Consider the following 19,483-nt stretch of genomic DNA (forward strand, 5'->3'; position numbering starts at 1 on the left):
AGATATTCCAGTTTTTAAGTTTCCTGTTCATCAGTTTTTCTGTGCAGATAAAAAGTTAAAAAATAAACGTGCCGCACCAACATTTCCCGCAGGCAGCTGCCTGAAAAACGCCAGCGGTGTATAGATAAAATTACCCTTTCCGTATCTGGCATATAAAGTAGAACCTTTCAGCGGCTCTTCATCTGTATCATGCATTTCAAAAAGCGGTTCATACGCTGCATCCCATTGAGCAGGGAAATAGGCGCCACGCTCCTGTACCCAGCCTTTAAAATCATCAGCAGTAATTTTGTTCGGGAAGTTCAGTAATTTATGATTTGGATTCAAAAACGTAACCGTTGCATTTTCTTCGGTAACACGCTTATTGGCAATACTGAAATTATACATTCCCAATTGGTCAACGGTTGTATCCTGGTTGGTGTTGTACTGCATCACCAGATTACCTCCTTCTTTCACATAAGAATATAAAAAAGGCATCCAGCGGCCCAGCTTCTTCTCTGTGTTATTGGCACGAACACCAAGCACAATGGCGTCATATTGTGACAGTTTGTTTTGATTGCTGCCGGATGCATCTGTATTGCCATAAAAGTCTCCGTCTTTCAACACCTCTACCTGAACGCCTGCAATGCGCAGGAACTCAGGAATAAAATCGCCTGCACCTTCTATGTAACCCACTTTTTTAATCTTTGCCTGAATATCCCCTTTCATTACGGTTACCATTGCAGGGGCAAAATACTGTAAGGAAGGCAAATGCGGATACTGGATTAATACCTGCTTTTTATTATAAGTTACTCCATCTGCAACAAAGTTGGCATCCAATTGCAAACGGGATGAGTTTATTGAAGCAAGCCTAGATTTCGGGATAACGTAGTCAACGGTAAAATCTTTTCCATTGAAAGAGTTTACATCGGTGCCTCCTAACTTTTCTCCGTTATACATAAGGTTTAAGTTACCTTTACCCAACTGTTTATCAGAATTAACTTTAAGATGTAAGCTCAAATGCAAATCTTCATTTTCTTTAACAAGATAAAGCGGTTGCGTGAATTTCAGTTCCACAGCAGGAACAATGCGCAAGGCTTCCACCACATCACCGCGTACCGGGTCTAATTTCTTGAAAGATAATGGAAGCTTAACCTGAAACTTTTCCGAACCTATTTTTAAACCAACCAAAACATTCAGTGGTGATTCTGCTTCAGGTAAACCGATCAGTGTTTCATCCGGAACAGAGAAAGTTGCCGCATTCGCAGGTGGTTTTGCCAGCCAGTAAGGTTCTGTAAGGGCTGCATCCGTAGGAATCTGAATGTCATGCTGAATGGTAATCAGAGAATCTTTTGATAATAGCCTGTTCAAGCTTTCTGATTGATTTAACCATTTAACATTCTCTAAAACGACAGGATCTGCTGACCTTGAAATCAGATTTAACCGGAAATTATAATGATCCCCGGCAACTGCTTCAGCCTGATTGGTAGCTACCTCACCCATAAACCCGGCACAGCTTAAAATAATATGGTCAAGAGATTTAATTTTATCTTTTTTCAGGTCTGAATCCTTCAGCATCATTATCTTTTTTCGCAAAGCAAGTAACGCAGGCAGGCTCTGTTCAGGAGTATTAAAATTGAAAGCGGTAATAATTTGATCCAGTGCCTTGTCAATATCAGCATTTCCCTGTGAAGTCCAGGTTTTAGTTACTCCGTCAAAAAGCGTTGTTTTTGCAGGTTCGCCAACAACATGTGAAAAATATTCAGTTCTGATGCCGGCTACAGACTGCGTTCCTGCACCCTGGCTTTTATGTAAGCTTCTGCTTAATCCGGCCAGTTCACCATATCCCATTCCCAGTTGCGCATCATATTGCCCAACGGTAACCTTCAATTGATTTTCAGCAGTTGTATTGACTCCGCCAAAGCGGAAGGTATTCCACAATACACGTTTTGGCTGCCATACATTCACATATTTCAGCTGATCCGGGAAAGCGTTTTTATCGCCTGCCAGCTTAAAAGCTTTTTCTGCCACCACCGCCGAAGCCGCATGCTGTCCGTGACCCGCCGCCGCAGTAGGAGGAAAACGGCAAATAATAACATCCGGACGGAATTGACGGATTACCCAGACTACATCTGCCGTAATACTGTCTGCATTCCATTGTTTAAAAGTATCCGTTGTATTTTTGGAAAATCCGAAATCAATTGCACGGGTAAAAAACTGCTGAGCACCATCTAATTTTCTTGCTTCCAAAAGCTCATGTGTTCTGATTAACCCCAAGGCTGCCCCCTGCTCTGTGCCCAATAAATTCTGTCCGCCATCTCCTCTGGTTAAAGACAGATAGCCTGTTTCAACATTCTGATCGTTGATTAACCAGGAGAGCAATCCTGTATTTTCATCATCAGGATGTGCCGCAAGGTATAAGACTTTGGGAAGATGTTTAAGGGTTTTGAGGTCGCGGTAAATTTCAGATGATTTTAAAGGCCGGATCTGCTGGGCAGAACAAAAAACCGTATAAAATCCAAGGATAAATACAGTGCTTACTTTTTTGAACATTTAGTTTTACTTTGCGGAACAAATATAAGTAAATCATCTTTCTTTCAAAATTAAAAGAACCAGACTGTGAATTTCACAAAAAACGGTTTAAATTTTTCATTAAATCACAAAGGTCACAAGAATTTTATTTTTTTAAATACTTTATACACTTTAGAAAGCAGGAGTAACTGCCGCGCGAAAGTTCACATAAGATGAACATCTTTGTTTTTCAACGAAATTTAAGAATACTTCTAATATGTAAAGCATATAAGGTCAATAACTTAAATATCTGTAACTTCAGCTAAACAATGAGGTTAATTTACTCCTTTGCTCTCTTACAATGAAAATATTAAAAAGATAAAATCTTTAGGCAAGAAATGCCTACAACAATGAAACATAATATGAATAATTAGTTAATTTTTATCAATTACAAGGGCGTTTTTTTTTATTTTTCATAAAAAAAAGTTATATTTGACTTAACCCAATAACACCTTTATATGAAAACAAAATTTACACAGCTAACTGCTATTCTCGTTTCAGGGCTTTCATTTGCACAAGTAGGTATTAATACAACCTCGCCCAAAACAACATTGGATGTATCTGCTACAAGGGATACTTCAGGAGTGATTACGAATAACACACAAACATTCGGATTACAGGCGCCAAGGCTTACCAGAGCTGAGCTTACAGCCAATACTGCTACGTATGGAAGCAATCAGACCGGAGCATTAATTTATATTACAGACATCACCGGCGGAGATACCGCAGGACAGCGTGTCAATATTACTGCGATGGGCTATTATTATTTTGACGGAACCGTATGGCAAAGACTTACACAGGCCACCAATGCTGTCGCTCCGGCAATTTCTGCATTACAATGTACTACAGCTTATTTAAGTCCTTCTACCTATAGTCCCGGTACTCCTTTCACCGGAAACCTGAGGGTTACTTATAACGGAGGAAACGGTGGTGCATACAATTCAGGAACTCCTTTTACCATCAACGGACTGACTTTCCAGCTAAGACCCGGAACTTTAGAGTTTGGTGATGGAGAACTGGTATTCTCAGTAAGCGGAACTCCTACTACTGCTAATGACATGACTATTCCTATGACCAACAGTACGGTTTCTTTCCTAACAGCAGCGCAAAACTGTACCGCTACAGTGGGAAACAGCAGCCGTGCAGACATTACACCTGTTGCTGTAATGGGATATCCTACCCTTACCACCGATGCCAACGGTAAACAAGCGTATACCTTACCTCTTGCAACCCCGGACGGTAAGTATTCCATCAGGGTAATATTTGATACCACCAGTGGTACAACCGCTGCTATTCCTAATGTACAACTGTATAATAATACAGGATCCACCGTTAATCTGTACTGGAATTATAACACCGAATATGGCGGTTATATTGGTTCAGCAGTAACCACAAATAATATTACTTCAGGAGTATGGGGTGGTATGGCAGATTCATCAACTTCCTGGGTTCCTCAGGGTACAGGAGCAATAGGAAGTGCCTACTGGGGGAATGTAGGGATTATAGACGGATCTGGAGGCGGACCTGAGCACAGAAGATACACCTGGATAGACAGCAACCCTTCTTCAAAAACGGCTTATACCGCAACCATTATGGTAGGAGCTCCTACTTCAGGCAGTGCCCAGCCCAACCTTTCCAAAGTATACATAAAAATAGAGCAGGTAAAAGCTCAATAATATAAAAGCCTGTCTCAACAGTGAAAAAACCTGGGTTTTGAGACAGGCTTTTAAATAGAAACTTTGCGTTGTATTTCAGGAATCTATAAATCATTTTTGATAAAAAGTGTAACGCAAAGTTTCTGTTTATAATTCCGTTTTATTTTAAGTGGGCAAAGCAATGCAACTTTGTCGCTGATGAAGCGGCATGCTTATCCATAAGCTTCAACGAATCAACGAAGTTGATTTTTTTCTTTTCTCCCTTACAATCAACAGTTAAAAAATGAAATCTTTGCGTCTGAAAAAATATCATCAGTTTGTATGTTAAATTATTCCTGATTAAAAAGATGAACGCAAAGTTTCTATTTATAATTCCGTTTTATTTAAGCAGGCAAAGCAATGCGACTTTGTCGCTGATGAAGCGGCATGCTTATCCATAAGCTTCAACGAATCAACGAAGTTGATTCTTTTCTTTTCTCCCTTACAATCAACAGCTAAAAAAATGAAATCTTTGTGACTGAAAAAAATATCATCAGTTTGTATTTTAAATTATTCCTGATTTAAAAGATGAACGCAAAGTTTCTGTTTATAATTCCGTTTCATTTTAAGTAAGCAAAGCAATGCGACTTTGTCGCTGATGAAGTGGCATGCTTATCCATATGCTTCAGCGAATCAACGAAGTTGATTCTTTCCTTTGCTCCCTTACAATCAACAGTTAAAAAATGAAATCTTTGCGTCTGAAAAAAATATCATCAATTTGCATGTTAAATTATTCCTGATTTAAAAGATGAACGCAAAGTTTCTGTTGATAATTCCGTTTTATTTTAAGTGGGCAAAGCAATGCGACTTTGTCGCTGATGAAGCGGCATGCTTATCCATATGCTTCAGCGAATCAACGAAGTTGATTCTTTTCTTTTCTCCCTTAGAATCAACAATTAAAAAATGAAATCTTTGCGTCTGAAAAAAATATCATCAGTTTGTATTTTAAATTATTCCTGATTTAAAAGATGAACGCAAAGTTTCTATTTATAATTCCTTTTTATTTTAAGTGGGCAAAGCAATGCGACTTTGTCGCTGATGAAGCGGCATGCTTATCCATAAGCTTCAGCGAATCAACTTCGTTGATTCTTTTCTTTTCTCCCTTAGAATCAACAGTTAAAAAATGAAATCTTTGCGTCTGAAAAAAAATATCATCAATTTGTATTTTAAATTATTCCTGATTAAAAAGATGAACGCAAAGTTTCTATTATTAACTTCGTTTTATTTAAAAGGGCGAAGTTTAATTTCTTCTTATAATTCTTTGAACCATTAAGATTTTTTAAGCCGTTAAGAATATAGCTAAAGCTATTGATAAAACGGTCTTCTTCATTCATCAAAGATGAATCTTAACTTATCTTATCCTCTTCATTTTCCTTAATGGTTTAAATGCTATAGGTAATATGTCATTTCCTATGTTTTGCACTTGTCCCCTATTCTGAAATAGTGTCAGCCCTCTTTTTTTCCTTCTTTCTCTGAAGAATAAGGTGCGCCGCATCCAGCATTTTCACCGTGTGGATGTAAGGCATTACGATATTTCTTTCCGGCAGATTTTCATAGACTCCCATTGAGAAATAGACAATTCCGGACATAAAGTAATCAAATTCTTTGAGGGTGTATGCGCTGAAAGCATTCTTAAAAACCAGCAGAGGATTCCGGTATTCCTTTTCTGAAAGCAGGCCAAGAACCCACGGGGAAACCTTTTCCGGCCGTGTATCAACCGTCCATTTTCTGTCCTTCAGCATGAGATATCCTGCCCGGATCAATGACCTCATCGACTGATGAAACTGGAAGATCACCGCCGGATCTTCATGGATCCAGCTGTTTCGCTTTACCGCATAATTCGTAATGTTGCTGAGCCTTTCTTTGGAAACATCCAGCTCATTGAACTGAAAGAAAGTTTCTATCAGCTGCAACCCGGAGTTCTTCTTTTCTGCCCGAAACCGGGGATCGAAGTTTGTTCTACTTTTTTTCATGTTTGTATTTTTTATAAATGTAAGAAAAGAAATTTAATTACGGTCGATCGACCGTAATTTTTTATTATTTAATTATTTCATTTGTTCCATGACAGATATAAACGAAAAAATTTGTTCATACATTACAAAGAAATGGTTGATACCTTGGCTTCAGGAAGGCAAGTCACAAAATTCTTTTGCCAAAAATCATGGTGTGGAAGAAAGTACCATTAGAAAAATTAAAAGTGAAGAAACATACAGAATACCCGTTGAAACACTTTTTAAAATATGTGAAGCAAGAAAAATTAGTTTATCTGATTTCTTTAAACTTATAAATGAATAATCCTGACGAAAGTTGGGGTTTTTTTGTGATAAGATTTCGGAGAGATTCCGTAGAAATACTGAATTAAAATTTGGAAGTACTTTTTATTTTTACTGTTTACGGAAAACCATAAACTGTGTTAACAAAAGTTTTATAGATTTGTGGATTATCTATAAATGATGAAAAACTAATTACTATGACCATTGACCATATTGATAATAAAACTCTTGAAAAACTACCTAGTGATTCAAGCTGTAATATCCATTGTCTTCACGTAAAAATTAATGATATCAAACCCATTATTAAGGAAATTGAAGCAGACATATCCGATACAAGTTGGATTAATGATTTAGACGAACTTTCCAAAAAAGTTTTTAAAGCAAATGCTGAAAAAACTATTAATAAGATTGTAAATGATATAATTGCAAAGGTAGATTCCAATATAAATACAGATATTGGAGAATACATTGTTTCATATTCGGCACAACATTCATTAGAAATAAACTTTTCTCATAAAAAGATACCACTTGCAGAACTTTTAAAGGAAAAAATTTCAGGAAATCCAGGATTTGATTTTCATAGTATTAGTTCAACTAATTATTTGATTTTTGGAGAAGCTAAATTCAGCATTGATTCTACACCTCGATCTGACGCACTTGAACAAATAGAAAAGTTTATTGGTGATAAAGATAATGGAGAATTATTTTGGCTACAGCCATTTTTAGATGAACAAACAAAAACAAATATAATCAATGATGAAAAAGGGTATGCCGCTGCTTTTTCATTTAATGGTAATAGTATTATTAAAATCTTAAATAATGCTCTTGAATCCTCACCAATTAAAAAGATTATTCAAAATAAAGAATTGTATTTAATAGCTGTAGAACTATGTTAGGCGAAATCCTCTTTCAAAACGGAATTAGTAAAGAATTAATAAAAGAAATTCTTTTTGACTTTCACAAAAACGGTCCAGTAAATAATAGCCATCTTGAAACCTTATCATATTTAAAAAAAAATAACGAAGAAGAGTTTAAAAAGTATGAAGGAAAGTTAATGTTCCTGATGGGGCTATTTTATAAAACAGATAACCCAGATACTTTTCTTGAAGTTATTTATGATATCTATGCAAAATCAATAATTGAAGAAACTGGACATAATTTCACTCCTGTTCAAGCAGACGCATATAATTCAATTAAAAAATATACAAATTTTTCTTTTTCAGCACCAACAAGTGCTGGTAAATCTTTTCTTTTCCAAGAGTTAATCAAGGAAGCACAAGGTGATATTATAATAGTTTTACCATCTAGAGCATTACTTTCAGAATATTTAATAAAAGTGAAAAATTTAGTTTCAAATGAAACTTTAGTTTTACAGTTCATTGAAATTGTTAATACAAAACGTACAAAAAAAAGAATATACATTATTACACCAGAAAGAGGTGAGGAAATTTTTAGAAACATTGATAAACTAAATTTAGAACTTATATTATTAGACGAAGCTCAAATTTCAGAAGAAGGAATTAGAGGAATGAAATTTGACTCTTTAGTTAGAAGGATTGATAAAAAATTAAAAAATATTAAAAAAGTTTTCACGCACCCTTTCGTTTTAAACCCAGATGCTCAATTTAGAAAGCATAATATTACAAACAATATAGATTCTGAGACATATAATCAGAAGACAGTAGGGAAAATTTATATTGAACACTTTAAAAATAACTTTAAATACTTTTCTCCTTTTGAAGACAAAATAAATGGAAAAACTATAGAGAACAATATAGTTAAAGATGTTATCCTAAACAAAGGAACAGTTTTGATATATATATCGAAATCGAAAATATATGATGGAAGCTTTTTAACATCATTCGCAGATTACATCGAACTATGCCCTGAACTAACAAATGAAAATAGTTTATTTTACATTAATAAACTTGAGGAATTTTTAGGGACAAAAGGTGATCGAGAAAAAAATTCAATACTAATTTATTTAATGAAAAAAGGGATTGTTATTCATCATGGTTCAATACCTCTTAAAGCTCGTTTAATAATAGAAGAATTTGTAAATGGACACCATGCAAAAATTTGTTTTTCTACATCAACATTAATCCAAGGAATAAATATGCCCTTTGATATTGTATGGATTAATAACTTTTCATTTACAGGTGATGAAGATCAAAAAACACTAAATCTTAAAAATCTAATTGGTCGAGCTGGGAGAACAACCATTGAAAATAATTACTTCGATTACGGATATGTTATAATTGAGAAGAAGAATAAAAAACTCTTTATTGAAAGATTAAATAAAGAATCATCATTATCTATTACTTCAAATTTAGATAATAAAACAGATCCAAATAATGAAGATTTTATTGACATTGTAGAAGCAATTAAAAATGACACATTTAATATTGACTTACAATTACCTGAAAGTCAAATAACAAGAATAATCAATGCTAATCTTGATTCTGAAATATTATTTATTTTAGAAAATTTTTTAAATAAGCAACTAGAACCACTAACTGTAAAAGAATATTATAGATTAGAAAATAGTAAAAGAAAAAAAATAAAATTATCATTTGAAAATATTTACAAAGCTCACCTTAGGCGTACAGAATTATCTAAAGGAGAGAAAAATGTATTAAGTACTTCAATACCAATTTTGCTTTGGCAAATTCAAGGTAAATCATTTGCTGAAATTGTTTCATTGAGATATGCTTTCTTATCTGAAAAAGATTATAGAAGAAAACTTAGACGTCAGCTACTGGCAAAAGAGATTAACACAAAAGAATTTAAATTATTATTATCAGAGAAAAAAGTTAGATTCTCGTGTATTGCAGAATCCCTTCCTAATAAATCATTTAAACAACCTGTTCCCCTATTCTCTCGAAATACAAATGTTCTTGATATTGATTTTGACAAGGTAATCTATGATACTTATGACTATATAGATAAGGTACTATCACTATCTATAAAAGATCCAGTTTCTAGTGCTTTCCTTCTTTATTATCAAAAAACAAAAGATATTAGAGCTAAAATATTAAGTAACTATCTGAAATATGGAACAAATAATGAAACCGAAATTTGGCTAATTAAATATGGATTTAGTTTTGATGAGATTGAAGAAGTTATAAAGTATGTTGAAAAAATAGATGAAACAGAAATCATCTTTAAAAGTACGATAACTGAATTTATTGAAAATCCTGATAATTTTAAAATGGTTGCAAGGTATCTATAAATTACAAACATTAAAAATCAAGCTTTTATACCTTACTCTCTGAAATTTTCTAAGTATGTTTACAAATATTTTTAGTTTCATAGCTCAAAGTAAAAACACTTCACATATAGTAATTTTACATATTTTTAATGTAATAAGTAAATAATTTTTTCATTTCTGATATTGTACATTTTGTTATTATTGTGATAAAAAAAAAAAAAAAAAAAATGAAAAAAATTTTAACTAAATTCACAAATTTTGCATATAATTCTTTTATACAAAAAGATATATATCATGTAACATGGTTTGTAATCGAAAATAAATATGATGATTATCAAATAATATGCTTTTCAAAAGAACAGGCTGATTTATTTATTCATTATACTTTACAAAATTTAGATAATTTTCCTGAAGCTAATAAAGAGTGTCTTGACTCATCTAATGAAGAAGCTGAAAATTTTTATAATGAAGATATTATAACACCAATATATCAAATCCATTTAACTCAAACTCCAGAAGTAGAATTAAATAAACAGTCTGATATTATGAAGCAAATTTTTTTGCACGATTCAAATGGTTATTTTAAGCATACTTACAATCTAAGCTTCGATGTTATTGGATATGTTACTTATATTGAATAACAAAGTAAAATAACAACTATTTAAATTACAATAACTTACGCAACTACCAAAAAAAAAAAAAAAAAACAGCTTTCGTTAGGATTTTTAAGCAAAACAAACTGCAAGTCTGTATTGTCACAAGATTTACCTTATATTTTCACCATCTTCATTCTACGGTTTTGTACCTTGCTCAACCGGAGCTTTCTGTAGAATCTGTATGGCTCCAGTAGAGGTATTTCCATAAAGCTGAATATAAATATCATCGCCATTTGTCCTTCTAATGACATACACTTTTACGGGTTCATTCCAATAATCTATAGAACCTTCCTCGCCAAAGTATTTGGCCTCTTCTTTTATTCTGTCAAGCTCTGGCTGGGAAACTTTACCATCAAATATTTTTACACCGCCAACTTTTGTAATAGCCTCATCATAACTTTTCAAAAAATACGGCAATGACCATTCTTCCGTATTACCTTTCCCATTGACTACATATGTTTTCCATACTTTTCCTTCTATGGGCGTCATTACGCCGTTAAGTGGAAAATACAGCCTGTCAAAGCTTCTTTGTACCGGTTTGTTTTGAAAGTCCAGGCCTTTGGGAAAACCGAAAAAGGGAAAATCTCCTACCTCAGCGGTGGAAACCGGCACAGCGTTGATGTCAAACTGAGTAGTTTCTCCCGCAGATTTTTCTGTGGCTGCAGTATTTCCTATGGCGACAGTATCCTTAGCTGCCTCTGTTTTCTGTTCAGCCTTTTTGTTGCAGGCAGCAAGCAAAGCGCCTATTGATAGAATAATCAGTGTCTTCTTCATTTTAATAAATTAGTTTTTGGGTGTATAATTTTTTTAAAACATTGAACGATAAACAATACGAATCCTTCTTCATCAGAATCGTTCTGTATATTTTATCCTGTACTATTTTTGCGGCACTAACTTACAAATAAAAATGAGGATAGGAAATCCCTAATTTTAAGTAATTCAGTGAATAAAAAGATAAAGTACTGATGAGATTTGACGGAGACTTTTACTTTTGAAACTGATGATTTTTAAGATCGCAAAAATGCAGAATGAACTTTGCTGATGCCTCGACACGCATGGATAAGCACACCGCTTCGTGAGCGACGAAGTCAAAGCACTTAGGTCACTACAACGAAATGATCAATGAACTTTGCATTAAAAAAGAATTCCAGTCAGGATCTGATGAAAGATCTAACAAATTACGCCTTCCTAATGATATCCCGGGTAAGATAAATATAATTAAACATACAAAACGTCGCTATAGCCCCGAAAGTATGCCATAGAAAGTGGGTTCCGAAACTGACCCATTCCCATTTATCAGCGATACGGAAGGTTAGTGCAAAAACAAATGACAATACAGCAAAGCCTACCCATTTGCCGGCTTTCCATTGGGTATACATCAGATACCTTATTACCGAGAAAACTACAAACGACGCCATGATGGCATAATTGACATTGATAAAAAGAGAAGGGTTATCTGCCAGAATCCAGTTCCTTAAAGCGAACATCAGTACTGCATATCCCAGAACCATTACAGCAGCAAAGTACCATCTGGTACTTTGCGCTATAAAATAAAATCCGGCAGACAGGCAGAGTAGCATAATGGGCAGCCAATCCATCATAATAAAAACCGGCCATTGCCTGAATGAATGGTAAACCGTTCCTCCTATGGCTCCAATATATAATAAAACCAGGCAGTAGGTTAAAAAAGGATATTCTTTAAAACGTCCTTTCAATTGAACGGTCCAGAAAATGGCTATGGCTAAAAATAATACAGCAGTAATTGCATTCAACGGCTCAGGGAAAAACTGAGTCATATCTGTTTCTTTATATAACAGGCCTCCGTCCGGAGGTATTGGGTTTATCGGCATTGTTTTCTTTTAAATTATATAGACAGGAATACCAGTGTACAAAATACAAAAACAAGTCATTTCCTGATATGAGTCCACTCATATACTTCTTTCTAAATATAGAAAAAAATATAGTCAAAGTCACAGGTAATGTTAGCGTTAAAGTTTGTTAATGTCAGTTATCGTAAGATAATTATGTAGAGATTTGTTATGAACATAAAATATATTCATATGAAAAATTTAAAAAAGCTTAACAAAGAAGAATTAAAGACAATTGCCGGAGGATCAGAGTGTGTAAGAATGTGTTTTGTCAATGATAAGTTAACATGCGTTCCGTATAGCTCATGTGGAGGCCCTGCGCTTCAACCATAAAAATCAACAACCTTTTTAATTAAAAACAACAAGGTTTACTTTAAAAGATAACTAATTTAAGAGACAGCTGTTCAATAGTTGTCTCTTTTTATGTGCCTATCATTTTCCTCTTTATGATTTCCTGTGAAATAACCTGTAAATATCAATTTCCGAAACGTTTAATTAACTACATTAGCACAGAATTAAAATGCGCCGAGATTTCTATGAAAAATATATTCTGTGTAGCGCTTCTTTCTATGGTACAGCCTTTACTGGCACAAACCAAACTGGAAAAAGCCATCACCAATCTTGAGAATAATTACGAACAGGAAAAAGTATATATACTCACCGATAAACCCCAATATGCAGCGGGTGATAAAATATGGTTCAAAAGTTTTGTATTCGACGGATATAACCGCTCGCCATTATCTACTACCCTGTTTGTTGAGCTTTATAATTCTGATAAAAAATTAATTGACTGGAAAACCGTGCTCCTTACCAATGGTGAAGGCAGCGGAGATTTTCAGCTGAAAGAAGATCTTCCGGAACAGGTTTATTTTGTAAGGGCATATACGCCTTATATGACCAACTTTAGTGAAGATTTTCAGATTGTTAAAACCATTCCGGTTTATAATCCGAACTCTGCAGAGTCATTGGTGGTTGCCAAAAGCCCGGACTGGTCTGCCAAAACCTTTCCGGAAGGCGGAACTTTCATTAGCGGTATGCCGGTAAAATTTGCAGTAAGATTATCAAGTAATTCTTCCCTGCCGGAAAACTGGACCGGAAAAGTAATCGACAGCCAGAACCCAAACACTCCGATTACCACTTTTACATCTTTTGATAAAAATGTAGCCTCTTTTACAATAACTCCGGCTGCAGGAAAGAAATACCAGGCTATCATCCGGGACAATGCGGGAAAAAGCCAGACAATAGACCTGCCACCGGTAGCGGACAGCGGCTTGAATATACAGGTTTCAAGCTCCAAAGAAGGGATTAAATATACCTTGAAAGGTGTTAACCTGAAACAACAGCTTCAGGGGTATAAAATTGTAGGACTTATCAATAATCACCTTGCTTACAGAGCCAACATCAACCATCTGACCAATGATGTATCAAGCCTTATCCCTACCAAAATCAGTAATGGGGCTAACGGGGTTTTACAATTGGTGATTTTTGATGAGCAGGACAATATTGCTGCACAGAGACTTTGTTTTATAAAACCCGGTAATTTAAAAATTGAAAAGGCTGAAATTGTAGGCCAAAGCCTGAAAACAATACCAAGAGCTTTCAACAGCATTGATCTTTCCCCGGAATCTTATTTTAAAAATTATACGGTTGTCGTAAGTGAAGATAACGGAACCCAGGCTCCTGAGGAAGAAAATCTTTTAAGCGGACTTTGGCTGACGGGAGATTTTACAACAAGAATAGACAGCCCGGCACAGTATTTTTCTAAAAATGCCAATACTGAAGCGCTGGATGCCCTGCTTATCTCTGAAAACTGGAAAAGATTTGACTGGAATTCCGTACTGAGCGGAGCTGCCCCCACCATTAAAACCCAGTCTCAGCAATATCTTTCTTACCGGTTGAAACCTGTTAAAAACAACGCCCTGATGATCAACACGACGGTTAACTTATTGTCAAAGTCAGGTCAGGGCCAGCCGGCATTCAGCCAGTTTAAAACAGATCAGAACGGATATATTTATTTAAATAACCTCAACATTAGTGAACCTCTGGAAATTTCAGCATTCGTCAATGCAGAAAATAAAGAATCAGGAAATGAAGATCTGTTTGTGACCGCAGAACCGTTAGTGACGCCTACAACATTCAAAGGCAATTTCCCGGCTACAAAATATACACTGGTAAAAGCTGATAAAAATAAAACGCTTCCTCCAACAATTTCAAGGGCCATCAATACTCAAAAAAACATTAAAAAGAAAGAGAGTAATGACATACAGATTCAGGAAGTTGCTTTGGTAGGAAAAAAGAAAGATCCGAAGGCAGAACTGGATAAACAGCTGTCCAGCGGCATGTTCAATTCTGCCAATTCTACCATATTTGACTTTGTGAATGAAGACCAGCATGCTTCAGGATCAGTCAATATCCTCGACTGGCTGCAGGGAAGAGCTGCCGGCCTTACATTTCAGAGAAATAGTACAGGCGTCAATGTACCTTACATCCGGGGGCAGCAGGCTAAGCTTTATTTAGATGAAATACCTACCGATGCTTCCATGATTGCCAATCTTCCCGTTGACAACATTGCGATGGTAAAAATTATTAAAGGAGCAGGGTTAGTAGGCGATGCCGTGGCCGTCTATACGATGAGAGGCAATATGAAACCTAAAAGCAACGAAAAAGAAGCGAAAAAGAACAACTCAGCCATCATCAAAGGATATGATAAACCTTCTGAATTTCCTATTGAAATGATTGATGATAACGCCCCGGAAAAAATTGAAAACGACACGCGCGAAACCCTTTACTGGAATCCAAATCTCTTCGACAGCGATTACGTTCCGCCAAGAATCAAGTTCTTCAATAACGACAGTGCAAAGCAATTTAAAGTACTCATCATAAGCTTTGATGAAGATGATAATATTCTTTATGACCAGCAGGTTTTAAAATAATAAAAGAGAGACTGAGATAGTCTCTCTTTTAGTTTGGAGGAAGGAGGCCGAAGACCATCCGTTTATAGCAGAAATCTTATAAACTTTCACGCTAAACTTCAACTGCATAATTATCATTCTGGCGAAGGAAGAATACTAAAACGCAAAGTTCAGATTCAAACTGTTCCATCTTTAAGGGAGCAAAGAGGTCGACAAAGTCGCAGAAGCTGCATGGTTATGCGTTCGCTTAGAAAAATCAACCTCGTTGATTAATATCTTTGCTCACTTAAAATATGACATAATGCTGTTAGGTCTTTGCGTTTAATTTTCACCTATCATTGTAATTCTGACGAAGGAAGAATCTTACCTCAGAGTTACATTCAAAGACTTTTAACCTTCCAAAATGATTTATTCCCTGCACTCAAAAAACCTCAACTTCTAATCCTTTAATCTCAAGTCTTATTTCTAAAACGCAAAGTTCAGATTCAAACTGTTCCATCTTTAAGGAAGCAAAGAGGGCGACAAAGTCGCAGATGAAGCTGCATGGTTATACGTTCGCTTCAAAAAATCAACCTCGTTGATTAATATCTTTGCTCACTTAAAATATGACATAATACTGTTAGGTCTTTGCGTTTAATTTTCACCTATCATTGTCATTCTGACGAAGGAAAAATCTTACCTCAGAGTTACATTCAAAAAACTTTCAACTTTCCACAATGATTTATTCCCTGCACTCAAAAAAACTCAACTTCTAACCCTTTAATCTCAAGTCTTATTTCTAAAACGCAAAGTTCAGATTCAAACTGTTCCATCTTTAAGGAAGCAAAGAGGGCGACAAAGTCGCAGATGAAGCTGCATGGTTATGCGTTCGCTTAGAAAAATTAACCTCGTTGATTAATATCTTTGCTCACTTAAAATATGACATAATGCTATTAAATCTTTGCGTTTAATTTTCACCTGTATCACTGTCATTCTGACGAAAGAAAAATCTTACCTCAGAGTTACATTCAAAGACTTTTAACCTTCCACAATGATTTATTCCCTGCACTCAAAAAACCTCAACTTCTAACCCTTTAATCTCAAGTATTATTTCTAAAACGCAAAGTTCAGATTCAAACTGTTCCATCTTTAAGGGAGCAAAGAGGGCGACAAAGTCGCAGATGAAGCTGCATGGTTATGCGTTCGCTTAGAAAAATCAACCTCGTTGATTAATATCTTTGCTCACTTAAAATATGACGATAATGCCATTAAATCTTTGCGTTTAATTTTCACCTATCATTGTAATTCTTACGAAGGAAGAATCTCACCTCAGAGTTACATTCAAAAGACTTTCAACTTTCCACAATGATTTATTCCCTGTACTCAAAAAACCTCAACTTCTAACCCTTTAATCTCAAGTCTTATTTCTAAAACGCAAAGTTCAGATTCAAACTGTTCCATCTTTAAGGGAGCAAAGAAGGCGACAAAGTCGCAGATGAAGCTGCATGGTTATGCGTTCGCTTAGAAAAATCAACCTCGTTGATTAATATCTTTGCTCACTTAAATATGACATAATGCTGTTAGGTCTTTGCGTTTAATTTTCACCTATCATTGTCATTCTGACGAAGGAAGAACCTCACCTGAGAGTTACATTCAAAGACTTTCCGAACCTTCGATATATATTCTCCGATTTCGAAAGTTCTTTATTGACATGCTCAAAGTCAGCAGCCTTTCCTCAACAGTATTTTCCAAAAAAACACGATCTTTCAAAACAAACTCCCAAATATTCCGTTTAATTCTTAAATTTGGCTCATGCGAAAGAATCTTTATTTCATCATTATATTATGTTCCCTTACCAGCTGCTATACGTACCAGGTAAAAAAGCCTGCGGATCCGGCAGCCAACAATAAGCTTGCTAATAATACCGCTCCTCAACCGAAAAGCAACCCTGCTTCCCAGACCCTGAATGTTCAGCAGCCTCCAGCTCCAGTTAATGTTCAGGAGAAACTGGCCGCCGGTAAAAACGTTAAAATTGAAGTGGATAACAAGAGCTACAAAGTTATTGTTGACCGATGGGAAGGTGACAGCCTGGTAGTGCATCCGGTACATAATGCTAAAAAAAATCTGAAATTCCATAAGAATCAGATCAATAGTGAGAAGATTGCGGAAAGACGTTTTTCACAGCCTATTGCTGATATTCTTACAGTGACGGCCTATGCTGCCATTGGCGTTGGAATCTATCTGCTTGTCAAATAGTATTTTTTCCGGAAAAAATACTAAACTATACCGATATTAGAAGATCTTGATATAAAAAACAGACTACCTCGTTGAGACAGTCTGTTTTCTTATAGCTTATTTGTTATTGGTTTAAGGCCAGATTACTCCTGATTGTCGAGGGCTGGTCCATGGTTTTCCGGATGGGCTTGTTCCTGGGTGGGCTGCCAGACACTCACTTATCCATTCGCTGCCCACTGCGTGGGATTTTACTTTTTTTACCGAGCAGTAAGTAGTTCCGGTATTATCTTTATACAGCTGATAATTAGGATAAGCTCCTTTCGCTACTAATTCCTCATCATCAAGAAGTTCAACACCTTCACCTATCTGGGCAGGATAATCTACAATAGCACCAAGTACCCAGGCTATGGAATCTTTATTATTACCGGCCACCAGGCTTGGAGGAGGCGTCAGTGTAATCTTGATCGTAGATTTTGAATGGTCTACAGAATAAGAAGAAGAATAGGTAGATTCCTTAACGCTTGCCAGAGGAATTCCTAAGAAAGAAAGCGTAGCAGAAGTAGACTGCTCAAAAGTTTTCTGAATACTTTTATAATCTTCACCGGTTACTGTGATCTCAACACTTGGATAATTGGAAATTGCCACTCCGTTCAGCAAACCGAAAGGTCCGTCAGGCCCGAATTTCGTTGCCGGATCCGGAGAGAATTTGTATCCTGAAATATGTTTTTCTTCCTGTTTGTCTCTGCTGTTGATCTGCGCTTTTCGGATAGGATCAAACCAGGCCCAGTACAAATTGCTGGCAATATTAAAATCCTTCGGACCAAAGGTCACCAGGGTAACCCCGGTAAATGACATGGATATTTTGATAGAATTTTTGCTGATGGCTATATTTTCACTGAAATAATTTGCATTACCGCCTATTCCCAGCGTAAAGAAATCAAAGATAGGAATAGAAAAACCCGTTTTCCCCTGTACGGAAACACGGAACCGGCTTTCAGATTCACGGCTGACCTCCATATCGATCTGGGCTGCCTGTGAAGTATTTTTAAGGCCGTTTAAAATCTTGTCGAGCGGGGTTGTCACCTCAAAAGCTGGTAAAATACTGTCGTCATTCAGCTGCAGTCCTCCGTTTTCTTTTTTAGGATTCTGTACATTCTTCAGAACTCTGGACAGATAACCATTATTCATCGTGACATTATTCTGTAAAGATATGGTAGCCCCCAGAGCATCCAGATAACTGGCCAAGACAGGAAGAATAGGTTTTCCGCTTGCCGGTGTTTTATTCAGTAAAGCATCAAGGTTTTCACTTTTCTGGATCTGATATAAAGTAGTGGCAGGGTTGGCCCATTCCGTAGCAATTCTATCCATAATGATATCAATTGGCTGCATAGTGTCTGTAGCAGGAGGAAGTGAGCCATAGGCTCCCACCCATGCAGTAAGTAAAGCCATCTGCTGATCTGTAGCTCTTGAATGGGCATCATTCAGTACAGCTGTATCTTCTTCAGATAAGGAATAATTGACTTTCGAGAAAACATCAATGAAATAATTGGTAAATACCTGGTCCAGCTGCACCGGCTCAGTATCAGCTTTCAGGTTGCAGGCTATCCAGTCATAGGTTTTCTTGTTAAATTTCAGATTGGAAGGGTCCTGCCAGTAATATGGGAAATTTCCTTTTCCGTTAATGGTAATAGCAGACAGGTCTGTACTTAAAACGCTTGACAGGATTTCGTTGGCTCTGTCTTTCAGTTCTGTGATAATTTGTGAGGCTTCTACAAAAGGAGCAACACTTTCAGGATTTTTCATGATTAATAATATTGGTATTGTTCCTACTCTTTTTGATGGCTTTTCGGATGCTGCCGTTGTTCAGGTTATGAAGCTTCTTTTGAACATACCAAAGTAACGGCGAAAAAGGAACGAATTGTAGAGTATAAATCTCTAATTTTAACGCTAAGTATTTGTACTGTAATACATAAGCATTTTCACGTATACAATTACTGTCCTACTTTGTAAGTGAAAATCTGTGAAAATATACCATAAAAAACCACTACAAAAGTCACAAAAGCTTTTAATCACTATATTTGAAAAGAACATCACAAACTGTTTTCTTC

At 35.9% G+C, this 19,483-nt stretch carries 13 protein-coding genes; 8 read left to right on the forward strand and 5 right to left on the reverse strand.

All coding sequences use genetic code 11. The features are described 5' to 3' along the window. Window positions 1–30: 30 nt before the first annotated feature. Entirely contained in the window at window positions 31–2,529 is a 2,499-nt protein-coding gene (locus tag EL165_RS08430) for a PIG-L family deacetylase (protein ID WP_002977881.1), read from the reverse strand. 476 nt (window positions 2,530–3,005) lie between these two features. Between EL165_RS08430 and EL165_RS08435 the strand changes: the two genes are divergently transcribed. Then, a complete protein-coding gene (locus tag EL165_RS08435; RefSeq protein WP_002977879.1) occupies window positions 3,006–4,223 on the forward strand; it encodes a hypothetical protein in 1,218 nt (405 codons plus the stop codon). Window positions 4,224–5,671: 1,448 nt separating this feature from the next. Here the strand turns inward: EL165_RS08435 and EL165_RS08440 are convergent. Then, window positions 5,672–6,214: a hypothetical protein gene (locus tag EL165_RS08440; RefSeq protein ID WP_002977875.1), complete on the reverse strand. Its 543-nt coding sequence runs from the start codon at window positions 6,212–6,214 to the stop codon at window positions 5,672–5,674. An 88-nt stretch (window positions 6,215–6,302) separates the two neighbouring features. Between EL165_RS08440 and EL165_RS08445 the strand changes: the two genes are divergently transcribed. The 4 genes from EL165_RS08445 (at window position 6,303) to EL165_RS08460 (ending at window position 10,366) form a co-directional block, all read left to right on the forward strand. Beyond that, window positions 6,303–6,536 carry a helix-turn-helix domain-containing protein gene (locus EL165_RS08445; RefSeq protein ID WP_002977873.1) on the forward strand — a complete coding sequence of 78 codons (234 nt, stop codon included), beginning with the start codon at window positions 6,303–6,305 and terminating at the stop codon, window positions 6,534–6,536. Between the two features lie 175 nt (window positions 6,537–6,711). Continuing rightward, on the forward strand, window positions 6,712–7,410 hold the full coding sequence (locus tag EL165_RS08450; RefSeq protein WP_002977871.1) for a Hachiman antiphage defense system protein HamA: 699 nt from the start codon (window positions 6,712–6,714) through the stop codon (window positions 7,408–7,410). Next, the gene (locus EL165_RS08455; RefSeq protein WP_002977870.1) at window positions 7,404–9,746 is read left to right on the forward strand and encodes a DEAD/DEAH box helicase; all 2,343 of its coding nucleotides are present in this window, start codon (window positions 7,404–7,406) and stop codon (window positions 9,744–9,746) included. The genes EL165_RS08450 and EL165_RS08455 overlap by 7 nt, the downstream gene beginning before the upstream one ends. Window positions 9,747–9,952: 206 nt before the next feature. Beyond that, complete coding sequence (locus EL165_RS08460) at window positions 9,953–10,366, forward strand: hypothetical protein (RefSeq protein ID WP_002977868.1); 414 nt, start codon at window positions 9,953–9,955, stop codon at window positions 10,364–10,366. Window positions 10,367–10,516: 150 nt separating this feature from the next. On the opposite strand, the gene EL165_RS08465 is transcribed toward EL165_RS08460, so the two are convergent. Both EL165_RS08465 and EL165_RS08470 read right to left on the reverse strand, forming a co-directional pair. Next, entirely contained in the window at window positions 10,517–11,155 is a 639-nt protein-coding gene (locus EL165_RS08465; RefSeq protein ID WP_002977866.1) for a hypothetical protein, read from the reverse strand. 404 nt (window positions 11,156–11,559) lie between these two features. Continuing rightward, window positions 11,560–12,231, reverse strand: a complete 672-nt coding sequence (locus EL165_RS08470) for a hypothetical protein (RefSeq protein WP_002977864.1) — start codon at window positions 12,229–12,231, stop codon at window positions 11,560–11,562. A gap of 210 nt (window positions 12,232–12,441) precedes the next feature. Between EL165_RS08470 and EL165_RS26630 the strand changes: the two genes are divergently transcribed. From EL165_RS26630 to EL165_RS08485, 3 genes are all read left to right on the forward strand, one after another. Further along, window positions 12,442–12,582 (forward strand): bacteriocin-like protein, encoded by a 141-nt coding sequence (locus EL165_RS26630; RefSeq protein WP_425551525.1) that lies wholly within the window; start codon window positions 12,442–12,444, stop codon window positions 12,580–12,582. A 203-nt stretch (window positions 12,583–12,785) separates the two neighbouring features. Beyond that, the gene (locus EL165_RS08480; RefSeq protein ID WP_002977861.1) at window positions 12,786–15,182 is read left to right on the forward strand and encodes a hypothetical protein; all 2,397 of its coding nucleotides are present in this window, start codon (window positions 12,786–12,788) and stop codon (window positions 15,180–15,182) included. A gap of 1,770 nt (window positions 15,183–16,952) precedes the next feature. Beyond that, the gene (locus EL165_RS08485) at window positions 16,953–17,396 is read left to right on the forward strand and encodes a hypothetical protein (protein WP_002977860.1); all 444 of its coding nucleotides are present in this window, start codon (window positions 16,953–16,955) and stop codon (window positions 17,394–17,396) included. Between the two features lie 111 nt (window positions 17,397–17,507). Here EL165_RS08485 and EL165_RS08490 read toward each other — a convergent pair whose 3' ends face one another. Further along, window positions 17,508–19,178, reverse strand: coding sequence for a hypothetical protein (locus EL165_RS08490; protein WP_002977858.1), 1,671 nt, complete (start codon window positions 19,176–19,178; stop codon window positions 17,508–17,510). Window positions 19,179–19,483 lie beyond the last annotated feature (305 nt).

It is taken from the genome of Chryseobacterium gleum, assembly GCF_900636535.1.
Lineage (GTDB): Bacteria > Bacteroidota > Bacteroidia > Flavobacteriales > Weeksellaceae > Chryseobacterium > Chryseobacterium gleum.